The organism is Micromonospora sp. ANENR4, from assembly GCF_015354395.1.
In the GTDB taxonomy this organism is placed as follows: domain Bacteria; phylum Actinomycetota; class Actinomycetes; order Mycobacteriales; family Micromonosporaceae; genus Micromonospora; species Micromonospora aurantiaca.
On sequence record NZ_JADKYQ010000001.1, the window covers coordinates 90,864 to 105,370 of the forward strand.

The window sequence follows — 14,507 nt, forward strand, 5'->3', positions numbered from 1 at the left end:
CCGATGACGGGATACCAGCAGCTGTCGTACTGGCTGTCCAGCCTGGACGAGCCGCTGACGCCGCGACCCGGGTTGCCCGGCGACACGGACGCCGACGTGGCGATCGTGGGCGCCGGGTACACCGGGCTGTGGACGGCGTACTACCTGGCCGAGGCCGACCCCACGTTGCGCGTCGTCGTGCTGGAGCGGGAGATCGCCGGGTACGGCGCGTCGGGGCGCAACGGCGGCTGGTGCTCGGCGCTGTTCCCCACCTCGCTGCCGGCGCTGGCCCGACGCCACGGCCGGGACCGCGCGCTCGCCCTGCAACGGGCCATGCACGACACGGTCGGCGAGGTGGGGCGGGTCGCCGCCGCCGAGGGCATCGACTGCGACTGGCAGGCCGGCGGCACGGTGACGCTCGCCCGCAGTGAGGCCCAGCTTGAGCGGGCCCGCGCCGAGGTCGACCAGGCCCACGCGCACGGGCTCACCGACGACGACCTGACGCTGCTGGACGCCGCCGAGGCCGCCGCGCGGTGCGACGCCGAGGGGGTACGCGGCGGCACGTACACCCCGCACTGCGCCGCCGTGCACCCGGCGAAGCTGGTCCGGGGCCTGGCGCGGGCGGTGGAGCGCCGGGGCGTACGCATCCACGAGCGCACCCCGGTGACCGCGCTGCGGCCGGGCGCGGCGGTGACACCGGCGGGCGTGGTCCGGACGCCGGTGGTGGTCCGCGCGACCGAGGGCTACACGCCCGGGCTGCCCGGCCAGCGGCGCACAGTGGCGCCCGTCTACTCGCTGATGGTGGCCACCCCGCCGCTGCCCGAGGAGACCTGGGCACGGATCGGGCTGGCGCAGCGGGAGACGTTCTCCGACTACCGGCACGTCATCGTGTACGGCCAGCGCACCGCCGACGGCCGGCTCGCGTTCGGCGGGCGGGGCGCGCCCTACCACTACGCCTCCCGGGTGCGGCCGGGCTTCGACCGGGAGCCGCGGGTGTTCGCGGCGCTGCGCCGGACGCTCGGGGAACTGTTCCCGGTGCTCGGGCCGGACGTGCCGGTGACGCACGCCTGGGGCGGGCCGCTCGGGGTGGCCCGGGACTGGGCCGCGTCGGTGGGGCTGGACCGCCGTACCGGGCTGGCCTGGGCCGGCGGCTACGTCGGTGACGGCGTCGGCACCAGCAACCTCGCCGGGCGTACGCTCGCCGACCTGATCCGGGGCGTGGACAGCGACCTGACGGCGCTGCCCTGGGTGGGCCACCGCTCCCCGCGCTGGGAGCCGGAACCGCTGCGCTGGCTCGCCATGAACGCCGGCCTGAAGATCATGTCCTCAGCCGACCACACCGAGCACAGAACCCATCGCCCGTCCCGCCGAGCCGAGGCCTTCAACCGCTTCCTGGGCCACTGACCCCGGTGCGCCCGGGTTTCATGATCGACACCAGTCCGGGGTGGCGGTGGGGTCCGGGTGGCCTGGATGCGGCCACCTCGCCGTACTGGTGTTGATCTTCGCGGGGCCAAGTGCGCCCGGCGTTCATGATCGACACCAGTCCGGGGTGGTGGTGGGGTCCGGCTGGCCTGGATGGCGCCACTTCCCCGTACTGGTGTTGACCTCGGTCTGGCCGGGCCACGGCGGTCGCACCGGCCGAGGGTGGCGCGGACGTCGCCGGGCCGGTCAGCCCGATCCAGGGCCTCCCGCCCGCCACCCCGGACGAGCTGGCCGAGACCGGCCGGCGGGCGCCCGTTGGTCCGTGCACTTGGCCGACCAGCGGGACCTTCATGATCGACCGATGGAGGGTCCGGGGCGGGGTCTCGTTCAGTGGTGGGGTGGGATGACCCGGAGGTGGCCCCGGCGGCCCTGCTGGTGGGGGGTCTGGGGCTTGCTGGTGGGTTCGTCCTCCGGGGGACGCGGCGGGGCGGGGCGGGCGGCCTCGCGTACCGCCTCGGCCAGCGCCACCAGGTCGTCGGTGGTGGGCGGCGGCGGCTCGAACTCGCCCTCGTGCCGCACCACGTCCCAGCCCCGCGGGGCGGTCAGGCTACGGGCGTGCGGCTCACACAGGTCGTACGTGTGCGGTTCGGCGAACGCGGCGAGCGGGCCCACCACCGCCGTCGACTCGTTGTAGACATAGGTCAGTGTGGCGACCGCTTGCCGGGGGCAGCCGTTACGGGAGCAGCGCCGTGGTGACCTCACGGCGGCAGGGTATCCCCATTACCGGGTCCGGCGCACCGCTTCGCGTTACGACACGCCCGTCATGGTGATCACAATTCCGTCGATCGGCACACCGGCGCGCCGGTCGGCCGCGCGACGGCGGGTGGACCGCCGACCCGGGCTACCCTGTCCGTCATGACGAGCCCCCAGAACCGCCGCCCCGGCTCCGGCCGGCGCACCCACCGTGACCGGCACGGTCGCGGGCTGCGCGGGCGGCTGGTGCCGGCCACGGTGCCGCTGGCGCGGACGAAGGCCGAGGTCTTCGACGATCTGGTGCTCGACACGGTGGAGACGCTCGAACGCCGGTTCGCCAAGGAGCTGGCCGGGGTGGAGTTCGCGGTCGAGGACGTCCCGCCGGATCTGAACGTCTACGACTCGGACGTGCTGGAGGACGGCGAGGTGCCGCTCGCCCGGCTGCTGCCGGGGCGGCCCGGCCGCCAGGAGGTGCCGCCGCGGATCGTGCTCTACCGGCGGCCGCTGGAGTTCCGCGCGATGGACCGCGAGGACCTCGCCGACCTGGTGCACGACGTGATCATCGAGCAGGTGGCGAATCTGCTCGGGGTCGACCCGGACGAGCTGGCCTGACCGGGCCGGCCGGGCAGGCGCCGCCACCCGGCCGGACGCGCCGGCCGGACGACGACCCGGGTCCGGGCGGCCCCCACCGCCCGTGGACCCGTACGTGGATCAGGCGGCGACCCGCCGCTTGAGCTTGCGCCGCTCCCGCTCGGAGAGGCCACCCCAGATTCCGAACCGCTCGTCGTGGCCGAGCGCGTACTCCAGGCATTCCGTCTTCACTTCGCACCGCGAGCAGATGCGCTTCGCCTCGCGGGTCGAGCCGCCCTTCTCGGGAAAGAACGCCTCCGGGTCGGTCTGCGAGCAGAGCGCTCGCTCCTGCCACTCCGGCGCGTTCCCGAGCAGGTCGGCCACCTCGAGCTGGCCGTCCATCGATTGCCTCCTTGTCGCGCACCGGCGTCATTCGCCGCTGCAACCCCCCACGCGAAAGGCGTGCCTGTCCGTACGGTCACCATTTGTTGCGTTCCGTGCGAACAACCCCATTCAAATTACACGCGTGTAATGCGTGCGCCGTCAAGCCAAACTTGATAATGGAGTCGCCCTCCCGACACGTCCGTGACGACCGCCCCGGTCGCCCGTAGCCTCGCAACCTGCCCTATCGATTCAGACCCCGGACGAGTAACGCCCTCCCCGGCGAGTTGCCGGAAGTTTTCTGCCGTGGCGCATCGCCGACAGGCCGGCCGGACGCCCCCGCCGGCCGCTCGTACCAAGATCAGAATTGGTGGGGCAAAGGGTAACCCGCTTCCCGCGGTACCGCCCGTCGAGCCGTCCAACGCCGACCGCGCCCCGTCCATCATGTGGACGGAGCGCGGGTTCCGGCGCGACTGACGGATCAGTCCAGACGGGCTGGTGAGCTGGTGGGCCAAACGAATTCGGCGATCGACCCACCGGTGACCGAGATCGCGCCGGCGGACGTACTCTCGTCCCACCAGACGGTATACACACCCGCCTCCAGATCCGGGTAGACCGCACTGTGGAACACCCCGTCCCGGACGTGCCGCTCGCGTACGGCGGAGTGGGTACGCGGGCCGTCGAGGTCGACGCGGCTGATCTCGATCTCCCGGCCGTGCAGGTCCCGCCCGGTGTGGATGATCAGCGCGCCCCGGTCGCCGCCGAGGTCGAGCACGACGCTGCCGACCTCCGACGGGCCGAGATCGTGATGGTGTGACATTCGCCGGCTCCCGTCAGGACTTCTTCGCCTGCGGGTTGCCGAACCCGTCGTACGGCGTGCCGAGGAACGGGAAGTCGGCCAGGAACGGCGCTGTCACGTCGGCCGCGCTCAGGCCCGGTGTCACCGCCGCCGCGGCGGCGTCCGGCCGGAACGTCTTGTCGACCAGCGGCACGGTCAGCCCGGCGATGGCGCGCAGCGCGATCGTCACCACGTCGTCGGCGGGACGGCGGCCGTTGGGGAAGCCGGCCAGGTCGCCGCCGAGCACGCCGAACCGGTCCGGGGTACGGCTGGGCCGGATCGCCGTGTTCAGCCGCAGCACGTCCGCCTGCACGTCACCGGTGGTGTTGGCGAAGCCGTCGATCAGTCCGGCCGGTACGCCGGTGAGCAGGATCGCCACCAGGTCGGCGCGCGGCTTCTTGGACTTGTTGAGCGCGTCCAGATTGGGGAAAACCCCCGGGTAGAGCGCCGGCAGCAGCCCGGCCAGCTCGGGCCGCTCCACGAACCCGGCGAACCGCTTGTCCTCCGACGGCGGCAGCGTGTTCCAGACGTCCTTCCTGGACATCGGCACGATGACCTCGTTGAACAACGGGTTACCGAGTCGCGACACCTGCGTGAAGGGTCCGGCGGCGGTGTCGGCGGCGACCCGGTCCCCCAGCACCCGCACCTGTTGGCGGGACGCGCTGGTCCAGACCCCGATCGTCGAGGCACGGTCGGCGTAGCCGTAGCGGGACGCCTTGCGGCGTACCTGGCGCAGCGGCACCTGCACGGCGAGGCTGTGCACGTTGAGCCGGTCCAGCGCGTTCACCGGCTCGCCCTCGGTCCGGAACAGCTTCTTGCCGGCCACGTGCAACTGCTGGAACGGCCGCAGCGTGCCCAGGTCGAACACCGCGCCCAGGTCGACGAAGAACCCGTCGGCGCGTTGCCCGGCGAACACCTTCTCGCCGGTGGACAGCTTGAACGTCGCCTGCCGGACCAGGTTCTGGTAGTTCGGCGTGGACAGCGGCCCGACGTTGCACGGCGGGCAGGGCAGTTTGTGCGCCAGCACACGGGCGCGACCGTCAGCGATCCGGGTCAGCCGGTAGAACTGGCGCCGGTTCCAGTTCTTGCTCTCCAGCGACTCGATCGGCCCGGTGTTGTAGAGAAAACTGTTCTGGTTCGTGATCTCGGTAGTGAATTCGAAACGATAGGTGACGTCCGGATAACCGTCCCCGTCGTTGTCGATGTGAATCTCGTACCGGACGTCGTCACCGAACTCGAAGAAGTTCGGGCCGCCGGACGGAAGCTGCACCGGCACGTAGTTGGCGATCAACGTGACCGTGTCCGGCTGGCTCGGCGTGACGAACGCGTACAGGTCGGAACTGTCGGCGACCGGATCCTTGGCGATCTCCGGGGCCTCGCGGTGAGAGGACATGGCGGACGCACCTTCGTCGGGGGGAACGGAAGTCGGAACCGGCGCCGGGAGCCCGCGCCGGTGAAGAGTGGGATCAGCGCCGGCCGGCGGCGCGCACCAGGCGGTCGGCCAGGCCGCGGTCGCGCACCTCGACCCGGTTGGTGCCGACGAAGACGTCCATGACGCCGGCCGCGGCGTCGCGGAGGTGGACCACGATCGGCTCGTCGCGCCGGCTCGCCGTGGGAGCGTTCTGCGCGGCGGACAGGCCCGGCACGGTGAGGGCGGCGGCGCCCAGTGTCGCGCTCGCCGCGGCGGTGAGCGTCTGCCTGCGGGTCAACCGCGGCCAGGTCCGCCGTTTCGGCGCCTCGGTGGTCTCGTCAGTGCTCATCGGCAACCTTTCCGGACCGGCGCCGCAGCGCCGCAGCGGCCGGGCGCCCGGACACCGCCGGGCCCCGGTTCGGGGTCACCGGCGGCGGTCCTCGCCGAAACCGCCGCCGGCATCCACAGGTACGGGCCGCGGCGGGCAAAGGTTCGACCTCAGGCGCGGGCGTGACCGTACGCGGTCGTCCGCTTGCGGAACGGCCGCCCCGCGGCGGTCGCGATGGCGCGCAACTGCTCCTCGGTACGGGCCGACCCGTTGCCCGAGCCGGCCATCCGGGAGATCGTCTCCTCCATCAGCGTGCCGCCCAGGTCGTTGCAGCCGCCGCGCAGCATCTCCACGGTGCCTTCGTCGCCGAGCTTCACCCACGAGCACTGGATGTTGTCGATCCGGCCGTGCAGCAGCAGCCGGGCCATCGCGTGCACCGCCCGGTTCTCCCGCCAGGTCGGGCCCGGGCGGGCGATGCCGGCCAGGTAGATCGGCGCGTTCGTGTGCACGAACGGCAGCGCCACGAACTCGGTGAACCCGCCGGTCCGGTCCTGCACACCGGCCAGCACCCGGAAGTGGGCCAGCCACTGGCCCGGGTGGTCCACGTGGCCGTACATCATCGTGGAGCTGGACCGGATGCCCAGCTCGTGGGCCGTGCTCACCACCTCGACCCAGGCGGCGGCCGGCAGCTTGCCCTTGGTGAGCACCCAGCGCACGTCGTCGTCGAGGATCTCGGCGGCGGTGCCCGGGATGGTGTCCAGCCCGGCCTCGCGGAGCTGGAGCAACCACTCCCGCACCGGCACGCCGGCCTTCGCGGCGGCGGTGACGATCTCCATCGGGGAGAACGCGTGCACGTGCATGTCCGGCACCCGCGCCTTGATCGCGCGGACGATGTCGGCGTACCCGGTCACCGGCATCTTCGGGTCGATGCCGCCCTGGAGGCACACCTCGGTCGCGCCCGCGGTCCACGCCTCCTCGGCCCGGTCGGCGACCTGCTCCAGCGAGAGCCGGAACGCGTCGGCGTCGCTCTCCCGCTGGGCGAACGCACAGAACCGGCAGCCCACGTAGCAGACGTTCGTGAAATTGATGTTGCGGTTGACCACGTAGGTCACGTCGTCGCCGACCGCGTCCCGGCGCGCGTCGTCGGCCAGCCGGCACAGCTCGTCCAGCGCCGGGCCGTCCGCGCCGAACAGCGCCAGCGCCTTCGCCTCGTGCGCCGGCGTCAGCAGCGCCGCCGGGTCGTCGGCCGCCAGCCGCAGGCCCGCGCGCAGGTCGGCGTCCGCGCCGGCACCCAGGGGTACGCCGGCGCGCGCCTCCGGCGCCACCTTGCCGGCCACCTCGGCCCAGTCGCCGTACACGCTGTCGAAGTCGCCCCGCCGGTCGTCGGTACGGCCGGTGACGTCGATCGTGACGTGCAGGTCGGTGCGGCCGCCGTACACCTCCTCCGGCTCCTGCCAGGGCCGTCCCTCCGGGCGGGCCGCCTCGACCGCGAGCCCGGTGGCCGGGTCGGCGAGCGCGCTCACGTGCGGCAGCAGGCGCGGGTCCAGCCACGGCTCGCCCGCCCGGACGTACTCCGGGTAGACGGTCAGCCGCTCGCGCAGCGTGAACCCGGCACTCGCGGTACGCGCCGCCAGCTCGTCCAGGTGCGGCCAGGGCCGCTCCGGGTTGACGTGGTCGGGCGTGACCGGGGAGACGCCGCCCCAGTCGTCGATGCCGGCGCGCAGCAGCAGGTCGTACTCGCCCGCGATGAGGTTCGGCGGGGCCTGGATGCGGGCCTTCGGGCCGAGCAGCACCCGGGCCACCGCCACTGTGGCGGCCAGGTCGTGCAGCTCCGCGTCCGGCATGCCGCGCATCGCGGTGTCCGGCTTGGCGCGGAAGTTCTGCACGATCACCTCCTGGAGGTGGCCGTACTCCCGCATCGCCCGGCGGATCGCGAAGATCGCGTCGACCCGCTCGGCCCGGTCCTCGCCGATGCCGATCAGGATGCCGGTGGTGAAAGGCACCCCGACCCGGCCGGCGTCGTCGAGCACCCGCAGGCGTACCGCGGGTTCCTTGTCCGGCGAGCCGTAGTGCGGGCCGCCCGGCTCCGACCAGAGCCGGGTGGCTGTGGTCTCCAGCATCATGCCCATGCTCGGCGCCACCGGCTTGAGCCGCTGCAACTCCGACCAGGTGAGCACGCCCGGATTCAGGTGCGGCAGCAGGCCGGTCTCCTCCAGCACCGCCACCGCGCAGGCGCGCAGGTAGTCGAGCGTCGAGTCGTACCCCCGCTCGTCCAGCCACCGGCGGGCCGCCGGCCACCGCTCCTCCGGCCGGTCGCCGAGCGTGAACAGCGCCTCCTTGCAGCCCTGCGCGGCGCCCTCACGGGCGATCGCCAGCACCTCGTCGCGTTCCAGGTAGGCGGCGGGCAGCCGGTGCGGCACGGTGGCGAACGTGCAGTAGTGGCAGCGGTCCCGGCAGAGCCGGGTCAGCGGGATGAAGACCTTCTTCGAGTACGTGACAACGCCCGGCCGCCCGGCGTCGCGCAGCCCGGCGTCGCGGATGTCGCCGGCGGTCCGGAGCAGGTCGTCGAGCATCGGCCCGCGAGCGGCGAGCAAGGCGCTCGCCTCGCCGGCGTCGAGCGCCCGGCCGGTGGCGGCCCGCCCCAGTGCCCGCCGGATGCTCGCCTCGGTCGGTTGGGGGTCGCTGCGATCAACCATCCGCCCAGCCTAGGCGCTGCCGGACGGCCGGATGCCCGCCCCCGGTCGCGATCCGGGCAGCGGGACGAACCGGGTGGTCCCCCGCACAGCGACGGGCTCCGGTGGCGGCGGGCGACGATGCTCCGTCGCCCGCCGCCCGGACCTCAGCGGGGCTGGTTCGGGTCCTCGCGGTCGAACCGCTGGGTGCGCTCGTCGTCGGCGGCGGCCGACGGCGCGCCCGGCTCGGCGGACTGGCGCGGGATCGCCTGCGTCGGGTCGGCCGACGGCGGCTGGCCGAACGGCGGCGCGGACTGCGGCGAGCCGTACTGCGGCGCCTGCTGCGGACCGGCGTACGGGACGCCGGCCTGCGGGTCGGCGGACGGCGGGCCGGACTGCGGCGCGTGCGGCGGGGCGGTGTTGAACGGCGGCGCCGACTGCGGCTGGCCGTACGGACCGGGCTGCTGCGGCCAGCCGGGCGGCGGCGAGCCGGCCTGCGGGAAGCCCGGGCCGGGCTGCTGCGGGTAGCCGCCCGGACCGGGGTAGCCGCCGGGCTGACCCGGCTGCTGCGGCCAGCCGGGCTGGGCCTGGCCGTACACGCCCGGCTGCGGCTTGGGCTTCGGCACGTAGTAGAGCGTGCGCCAGATCTTGAACACCACGAACGCGGCGACCCCGAAGATCGCCAGCCACGCCACGCGGGTGAGCAGACCGAGGAAGGCGTCCAGCACCTCACCGTCGGCGAGCCGGCCGACCAGCCAGATCAGGAACGTCAGCGCGCCGAACACCACGGACACGGCGTACTCGACGAGCGCCACCTGCGTGATCAGCTTGGCCTTCGGTACGACCGGGAGGATCGCGGTGGCGATCAGGACGGCGAGCAGCGGCAGGACCGTCGACTCCAGGCCGACGAAGGTGAAATACGTGCTCCCGGCCCGGCCACTGGCCGTGCTGTAGTCGTCGATCGGCAGCAGGCGCACCAGGCCGACGAAGAGAAGCACGGCGTTGGCGCCGAGAAGGACGAGCGCTGCGAGCTCGCGCAACGGCTTGATCAACTGGCTGGCCTGCGCGGCGTCGCCGGACGCGGGCTCGGCGGGGCTGGTCACGGACTCCCCCAGGGGACGAAAGCGGACAGTTGCCGAAGTGAGCGTAGTCTCTCCGGCCACCGGACGATCGATGGCGGCGCGTGCGGAAGGATGGACGCCATGCGCATCGTGGTACTGACCGGCGGCATCGGGGGCGCCCGTTTCCTGCTCGGCGCGCGGGCGTACGCCCGCGAGGTGGGCGCCGAGGTGACCGCCGTGGTGAACGTCGGCGACGATCTGCTGCTGCACGGGCTGAAGGTCTGCCCCGACCTGGACAGCGTGCTCTACACGCTCGGCGGCGGCGCCGACCCGGAGCGCGGCTGGGGGCGGTCGGGCGAGACCTGGACGGTGAAGAACGAGCTGGCCGCGTACGGCGCGGAGCCGAGCTGGTTCGGCCTCGGCGACAAGGACGTCGCCACCCACCTGGTGCGCACCCAGATGATCAACGCCGGCTACCCGCTGTCCCAGGTGACCGAGGCGCTGGCGGCCCGCTGGCAACCGGGCGTGCGGCTGCTGCCCGCCACCGACGACCGCCTGGAGACCCACGCCGTCGTCACCGACGAGCAGGGGCGGCGGGCGATCCACTTCCAGGAGTGGTGGGTTCGTCATCGCGCCGCCGTACCCACCGACCGGTTCGTCTTCGTCGGCGCCGACGCGGCGAAGCCCGCGCCGGGCGTGGTCGAGGCGATCGCCGCCGCGGACGTGGTGCTGATCGCGCCGAGCAACCCGGTGGTGAGCATCGCCCCGGTGCTGGCGGTGCCCGGTCTGCGCGACGCGGTGACCGGCGGACCGGCGCCGGTGATCGGGGTGTCGCCGATCATCGGCGGCGCGCCGGTACGCGGGATGGCCGACCGCTGTCTCGAGGTGCTCGGCGTGGAGTGCAGCGCGGCCGGCGTGGGCGGCCTCTACGGCGCCCGATCGGCGGGCGGCCTGCTCGACGGCTGGCTGGTCGCGCCGGAGGACGAGGGCACCGTGGTGCCGGACGTGACCGTCCGCGCGGCGCCGCTGCGGATGACCGACGAGGCGGCGACCGCCGCGATGGTGCGCGCCGCGCTGGAGTTGATGTGAGGCTGGAGATCCTGCCGGTGCAGGGCATCGGCGACGTGACCGAGGGCGACGACTTGGCGGCGCTGATCACCGGTGCGGCGCCCTGGCTGCGCGACCACGACGTGCTCGTGGTCACCAGCAAGATCGTGTCGAAGGCGGAGGGGCGGCTGGTCGACGTGCCGGCCGACGGCCCGGAACGGCTCGCCGAGCGGGACCGCATCCTGGCCGGGGAGACCGCCCGGGTGGTGGCGACGCGCGGCGCGACCCGGATCGTGCAGACCCACCACGGGTTCGTGATGGCCTCCGCCGGCATCGACGCCTCGAACGTGGACAAGACCCGGCTGGTGCTGCTGCCCGTCGACCCGGACGCGTCCGCCCGGGCGCTGCGCGACGCGCTACGCGACAGGTACGGCCTCGACGTGGCGGTCATCGTCAGCGACACGATGGGCCGGCCGTGGCGCAACGGGCTCACCGACGTGGCGCTCGGGGTGGCCGGCATGCCGGCGATCCGCGACCACCGGGGCGAGGTCGACCCGTACGGCAACGAGCTGTTCGTCACCCAGATGGCGGTGGTCGACGAGCTGGCAGCGGCCGGTGAGCTGATCAAGGGCAAGTGCGACCAGGTGCCGGTCGCCGTGGTGCGGGGTTACCTCGCCGCGACCCGGGACGACGACGAGGGCGCCCGCACGCTGGTGCGCGACGCCTCGATGGACCTGTTCTCGCTCGGCACGGCCGAGGCGCGCGCCGCCGGTCTGCGGGCGGCGGCGACGCTCGCGGACCGGGTCGGCCCCGAGCCCGCCGACGCGGACGCGGTGCGGCGGGCGATCGAGGCGATGGCCGGCGTGGTCGCCCCGGGCACCGTCTTCACCCACGTCACCGACGACGAGGTACGCGACGGACTGGCCGCGACAGTGCCCGGCTGGCCCGCCTCGGCCACCGGCCTGCTGCTCGGCGCGGCGCCCACCCCGGTGGACCGGGCGGACCTGGTCCGGTTCGGCGCGGACCTGCAACGCCTGCGCGCCGCGCTGGCCGCGGAGGGGATCGACTCGACGTTGCTCCCGCCCCCGTCCGGCAGCGCCGCGAGCGCCACGCTGGCGCTCTGACTCCGGCGGGCGCGCTCAGGCGTCGAGGACGGCCCGGCCCAGCGGGGTGAGCGTGTGCAGGACGGTGTTGCGGTCACGCTGGCTGACCAGCAGGCCCGCGTTGCGCAGCACTGTGGTGTGCTGGCTGGCCGCGGCGGCGGAGATGCGCAGCCGGCGGGCCATCTCGCCGGTGGTGCAGCCCTCGTCGGCGGCCTGGAGCACCCGGGATCGGGTACGGCCGAGCAGGGCGGCGAGCGCCTCGCCCTGCGGTGACGCGGCGGCGCCGGACGCGGGCGTCAGGCCGGCGAGCCGGTCCACCGGGTAGACCAGCACCGGCGGCAGCGTCGGGTCGACCAGCGCCACCGGCGTACGCGAGCAGAAGAACGACGGCACGAGCAGCAGCCCCCGGCCGTCCAGGTGCAGTTCCCGGGTGTCCGGATAGTCGAGGACCTCCAGCACGCCCGAGACCCAGCGCATGTTCGGCCGCAGGCTGGCCAGCAGCCCTTCGGCGCCGCCGTCGAGCATGGCGCGCGCACGCCGGGCCCGGTCCGCCTCGACCGCCGCCTGCACCCGGGCCCAGTAGGGCGTGACCGCCAGCGACTGGTAGCGGGCCATGGCGTCGGTGAGGTGGTGCAGCGTCTCCGGTTCGCCGCGGGCGAGCGCGCTGGCCGACGACGGGAGCGCTGTCTCCCCGGCCAGCCGCGTCAGGTCGCGGCGCAGCATGTCCACAGGGGTGCCCCGGACCGCGTCCAGTCCGGCCTCGATGCCCTCCCGGCTGGCGGACGGGGTGAGGAAGTCGGGGAAGTAGCCGCGCGGCGGGTTGAGCGCGAGCAGGAGACGGTACTGCTCGGCGTCGGTATCGGTCCGCAGTCCGTGCGCCACGGTGCGCCGCCACGTGGTCATCATCGGGTCCCGGCTGCGCCCCTGGAGCAGGTGCAGGCTGAGGACCAGCTCCCAGAGCGGGTCCGCGGCCGGTGCGACCCGGGTCCGCAGGACGTCCTCGCCCGAGAAAATGATCTTCAACATGGATTGCTCCCGTGCGGACGGCGGGGGTGCCCGCCACACTTCGCACTGTACCCGCCGGTACTAATCTCCATCTTTAAGCGTCAGGTGAAAAACCTCGACGGTGGGCGGGCGGGTTCGGCAAACTCTCTGTTGCCTGCCGACGCCGGGGCGCAACGATGACCCGGACGCCGGCTGACGGGCGTGGCCGGGTGGCACCACGAGGGTCTGCGACATCAGTCGCAGGGGTGCCGCCCGGCCCTCGCTCATCCGATCCAGAGCGCCACCCGATGGTCCTCGTCGGTGACGTAATAGCAGCGTCCCGCCAGCTCGGCCAGCCCCTCCACGTGGTGGAACGGCGCCAGCTCCGCGACCACCTCCCCGGTCACCAGGGCGTCCCCGCCCGCGTCGTGCCGGAACCGCACGTGCCGGGAGGTCACCTCGCCGCCGTGCGGGTGGTCGTCCAGCAGCACCGAACCCTTGCCCAGCGCGTCGATCGACCCGGTCACCGCCGCGTAGCCGCCGTCGCCGGTCGGGGTGATCGCGCGGAAACCGGTGAGCGCACCGGGCGGCGTCACCCCGGTCAGCGCGTACGCCCCGAGCGCACGCAGGTCACCCGGCCGCTCCGGGTCGTCGAACATCTCCGGTACGCCGGCCAGCTCGACGTAGACCGGCTCCCCCTCGGCGGTCACCGGGAAACGCAGCCCGAGCAGCGCCGTACCGTCCGGGGTGAACGCCGCCGCCTCCACGTTGATCGGCAGGTCGTCGGCGGCGAGCCGGGTCACCCAGCTCTTGGCGCGGGCGGTGCCCCGGGCCAGCGTCTCCACGATGAACCGCTCCCGGACCCGGTCACCTGCCGGCAGCAGCGTCAGCGGGGCGGCGGCGAGCGCGTCGTTCACCGCCCGGTGCAGCAGGAAGCGGTTGCGCACCACGTGCACCGGCAGCGACCCGGCGACCGCGTCGTCCTCCCGGAACCGGGCCACGAACGCGCGCCGGGGCCGCAGCGGGCCGCGCTTGGACCCGAAGTGCGAGCCGAAGACGTACACCCAGCCGTCGTGATGGGCCAGCGCCTCGCCGTCCTCGGTGCGGCTGTTCTCCGGGCCCGCGTCGGCGGCCACGTGGTGCGCCTCCCAGTGGCCGTCGTCGCGTTCCAGCAGCAGCGCCAGGCACTGCTCGACCGGCCCCTCGTCCAGCACGGTCCAGAAGCCGCGGCGCGCGCCGTGCGCCCGCAGCAGCGCGGCCGACCGCACCGGCAGGAGGTCGCTGGCCTCGTTGCCGGCCACCAGGAACTCGACGAGTCGCAGGGTCACCGCGCCAGGGTACGGAGGCGGCGCTCGTAGAGTGTCCGGATGCCCGACCTCACCTCGTACACCGAACTGCACGCCGACGCCGTCGCGACGCTGAGCCACTGGACGGCGACCAGCCACGCCGCCGGCGCCGCCCGGGACCGGACGCTGGCGCTGCTGGCCGACGGGCCGGTCGCGATGAGCCGGACGCACCGCGCCGGGCACGTCACGGCGAGCGCGCTGGTGCTCGACCCGGACGGCCGGGTGCTGCTCTGCCTGCACGGCAAGATCCGCAGGTGGATGCAGCTCGGCGGGCACTGCGAGCCCGGCGACCGGACGCTCGTGGCCGCAGCGCTGCGCGAGGCCACCGAGGAGTCCGGCATCACCGGCCTGACCGTCGAGCCGGAGCCGATCGACGTGGACATCCACGAGGTCACCTGCCAGGGCGGGTCGTTCCACTACGACGTCCGGTACGTCGCCCTGGCCCCCGCGGGCGCGGTCGAGCGGGTCAGCGCGGAGTCCGAGGCTCTCGGCTGGTTCTCGCCGGACCGGCTGCCCGAGCCGCTCGCCCACGCCACCGCCCAGCTCGTGCCGCCGGCGCTCGCGGTGCTGGCCCGCCACGCCGGCGGCTGAGCGGCGGTACCGCGCCGCGCC

14 protein-coding genes are annotated in these 14,507 nt (G+C 73.9%); 5 read left to right on the forward strand and 9 right to left on the reverse strand.

Annotation, left to right across the window (positions count from 1 at the left end; genetic code table 11):
• Positions 1 to 3: 3 nt before the first annotated feature.
• A complete protein-coding gene (locus IRY44_RS00410) occupies positions 4 to 1,383 on the forward strand; it encodes an FAD-binding oxidoreductase (protein WP_194798501.1) in 1,380 nt (459 codons plus the stop codon).
• A gap of 405 nt (positions 1,384 to 1,788) precedes the next feature.
• Here the strand turns inward: IRY44_RS00410 and IRY44_RS00415 are convergent, their stop codons facing one another.
• Positions 1,789 to 2,163, reverse strand: a complete 375-nt coding sequence (locus tag IRY44_RS00415; RefSeq protein ID WP_194798502.1) for a DUF3499 domain-containing protein — start codon at positions 2,161 to 2,163, stop codon at positions 1,789 to 1,791.
• 153 nt (positions 2,164 to 2,316) lie between these two features.
• On the opposite strand from IRY44_RS00415, the gene IRY44_RS00420 reads away from it, so the two are divergent.
• Positions 2,317 to 2,766, forward strand: a complete 450-nt coding sequence (locus IRY44_RS00420; protein WP_018787548.1) for a metallopeptidase family protein — start codon at positions 2,317 to 2,319, stop codon at positions 2,764 to 2,766.
• 99 nt (positions 2,767 to 2,865) lie between these two features.
• Here the strand turns inward: IRY44_RS00420 and IRY44_RS00425 are convergent, their stop codons facing one another.
• The 6 genes from IRY44_RS00425 to IRY44_RS00450 form a co-directional block, all read right to left on the reverse strand.
• Positions 2,866 to 3,126, reverse strand: coding sequence for a WhiB family transcriptional regulator (locus IRY44_RS00425; RefSeq protein WP_013284161.1), 261 nt, complete (start codon positions 3,124 to 3,126; stop codon positions 2,866 to 2,868).
• 460 nt (positions 3,127 to 3,586) lie between these two features.
• Positions 3,587 to 3,925, reverse strand: a complete 339-nt coding sequence (locus IRY44_RS00430) for a hypothetical protein (RefSeq protein WP_013284160.1) — start codon at positions 3,923 to 3,925, stop codon at positions 3,587 to 3,589.
• 13 nt (positions 3,926 to 3,938) lie between these two features.
• Complete coding sequence (locus IRY44_RS00435) at positions 3,939 to 5,336, reverse strand: DUF4331 domain-containing protein (RefSeq protein ID WP_194798503.1); 1,398 nt, start codon at positions 5,334 to 5,336, stop codon at positions 3,939 to 3,941.
• Between the two features lie 73 nt (positions 5,337 to 5,409).
• Positions 5,410 to 5,703 carry a hypothetical protein gene (locus IRY44_RS00440; protein WP_091418605.1) on the reverse strand — a complete coding sequence of 98 codons (294 nt, stop codon included), beginning with the start codon at positions 5,701 to 5,703 and terminating at the stop codon, positions 5,410 to 5,412.
• A 149-nt stretch (positions 5,704 to 5,852) separates the two neighbouring features.
• Entirely contained in the window at positions 5,853 to 8,378 is a 2,526-nt protein-coding gene (locus IRY44_RS00445) for a bifunctional FO biosynthesis protein CofGH (RefSeq protein WP_194798504.1), read from the reverse strand.
• Positions 8,379 to 8,521: 143 nt separating this feature from the next.
• The gene (locus IRY44_RS00450; RefSeq protein ID WP_194798505.1) at positions 8,522 to 9,457 is read right to left on the reverse strand and encodes a hypothetical protein; all 936 of its coding nucleotides are present in this window, start codon (positions 9,455 to 9,457) and stop codon (positions 8,522 to 8,524) included.
• A gap of 99 nt (positions 9,458 to 9,556) precedes the next feature.
• On the opposite strand from IRY44_RS00450, the gene cofD reads away from it, so the two are divergent.
• A complete protein-coding gene (gene cofD, locus IRY44_RS00455; RefSeq protein ID WP_194798506.1) occupies positions 9,557 to 10,504 on the forward strand; it encodes a 2-phospho-L-lactate transferase in 948 nt (315 codons plus the stop codon).
• Positions 10,501 to 11,586 carry a coenzyme F420-0:L-glutamate ligase gene (locus tag IRY44_RS00460; RefSeq protein ID WP_194798507.1) on the forward strand — a complete coding sequence of 362 codons (1,086 nt, stop codon included), beginning with the start codon at positions 10,501 to 10,503 and terminating at the stop codon, positions 11,584 to 11,586. Before cofD ends, IRY44_RS00460 begins: the two co-directional genes overlap by 4 nt.
• 15 nt (positions 11,587 to 11,601) lie before the next feature.
• Here the strand turns inward: IRY44_RS00460 and IRY44_RS00465 are convergent, their stop codons facing one another.
• Together IRY44_RS00465 and IRY44_RS00470 are read right to left on the reverse strand one after the other, a co-directional pair.
• Positions 11,602 to 12,591 (reverse strand): helix-turn-helix transcriptional regulator, encoded by a 990-nt coding sequence (locus IRY44_RS00465; protein ID WP_194798508.1) that lies wholly within the window; start codon positions 12,589 to 12,591, stop codon positions 11,602 to 11,604.
• Positions 12,592 to 12,833: 242 nt separating this feature from the next.
• On the reverse strand, positions 12,834 to 13,877 hold the full coding sequence (locus tag IRY44_RS00470) for a hypothetical protein (protein WP_194798509.1): 1,044 nt from the start codon (positions 13,875 to 13,877) through the stop codon (positions 12,834 to 12,836).
• A 39-nt stretch (positions 13,878 to 13,916) separates the two neighbouring features.
• Between IRY44_RS00470 and IRY44_RS00475 the strand changes: the two genes are divergently transcribed.
• Positions 13,917 to 14,486 (forward strand): NUDIX hydrolase, encoded by a 570-nt coding sequence (locus IRY44_RS00475; RefSeq protein ID WP_194798510.1) that lies wholly within the window; start codon positions 13,917 to 13,919, stop codon positions 14,484 to 14,486.
• The last annotated feature ends 21 nt before the right edge of the window (positions 14,487 to 14,507 follow it).

Coding starts and splice junctions, on each gene's coding strand:
- IRY44_RS00410 (WP_194798501.1), top strand. CDS start 4: ATGACGGGATACCAGCAGCTGTCGTACTGGCTGTCCAGCCTGGACGAG.
- IRY44_RS00475 (WP_194798510.1), top strand. CDS start 13,917: ATGCCCGACCTCACCTCGTACACCGAACTGCACGCCGACGCCGTCGCG.
- IRY44_RS00465 (WP_194798508.1), bottom strand. CDS start 12,591: ATGTTGAAGATCATTTTCTCGGGCGAGGACGTCCTGCGGACCCGGGTC.
- IRY44_RS00430 (WP_013284160.1), bottom strand. CDS start 3,925: ATGTCACACCATCACGATCTCGGCCCGTCGGAGGTCGGCAGCGTCGTG.
- IRY44_RS00440 (WP_091418605.1), bottom strand. CDS start 5,703: ATGAGCACTGACGAGACCACCGAGGCGCCGAAACGGCGGACCTGGCCG.
- IRY44_RS00445 (WP_194798504.1), bottom strand. CDS start 8,378: ATGGTTGATCGCAGCGACCCCCAACCGACCGAGGCGAGCATCCGGCGG.
- IRY44_RS00435 (WP_194798503.1), bottom strand. CDS start 5,336: ATGTCCTCTCACCGCGAGGCCCCGGAGATCGCCAAGGATCCGGTCGCC.
- cofD (WP_194798506.1), top strand. CDS start 9,557: ATGCGCATCGTGGTACTGACCGGCGGCATCGGGGGCGCCCGTTTCCTG.
- IRY44_RS00420 (WP_018787548.1), top strand. CDS start 2,317: ATGACGAGCCCCCAGAACCGCCGCCCCGGCTCCGGCCGGCGCACCCAC.
- IRY44_RS00425 (WP_013284161.1), bottom strand. CDS start 3,126: ATGGACGGCCAGCTCGAGGTGGCCGACCTGCTCGGGAACGCGCCGGAG.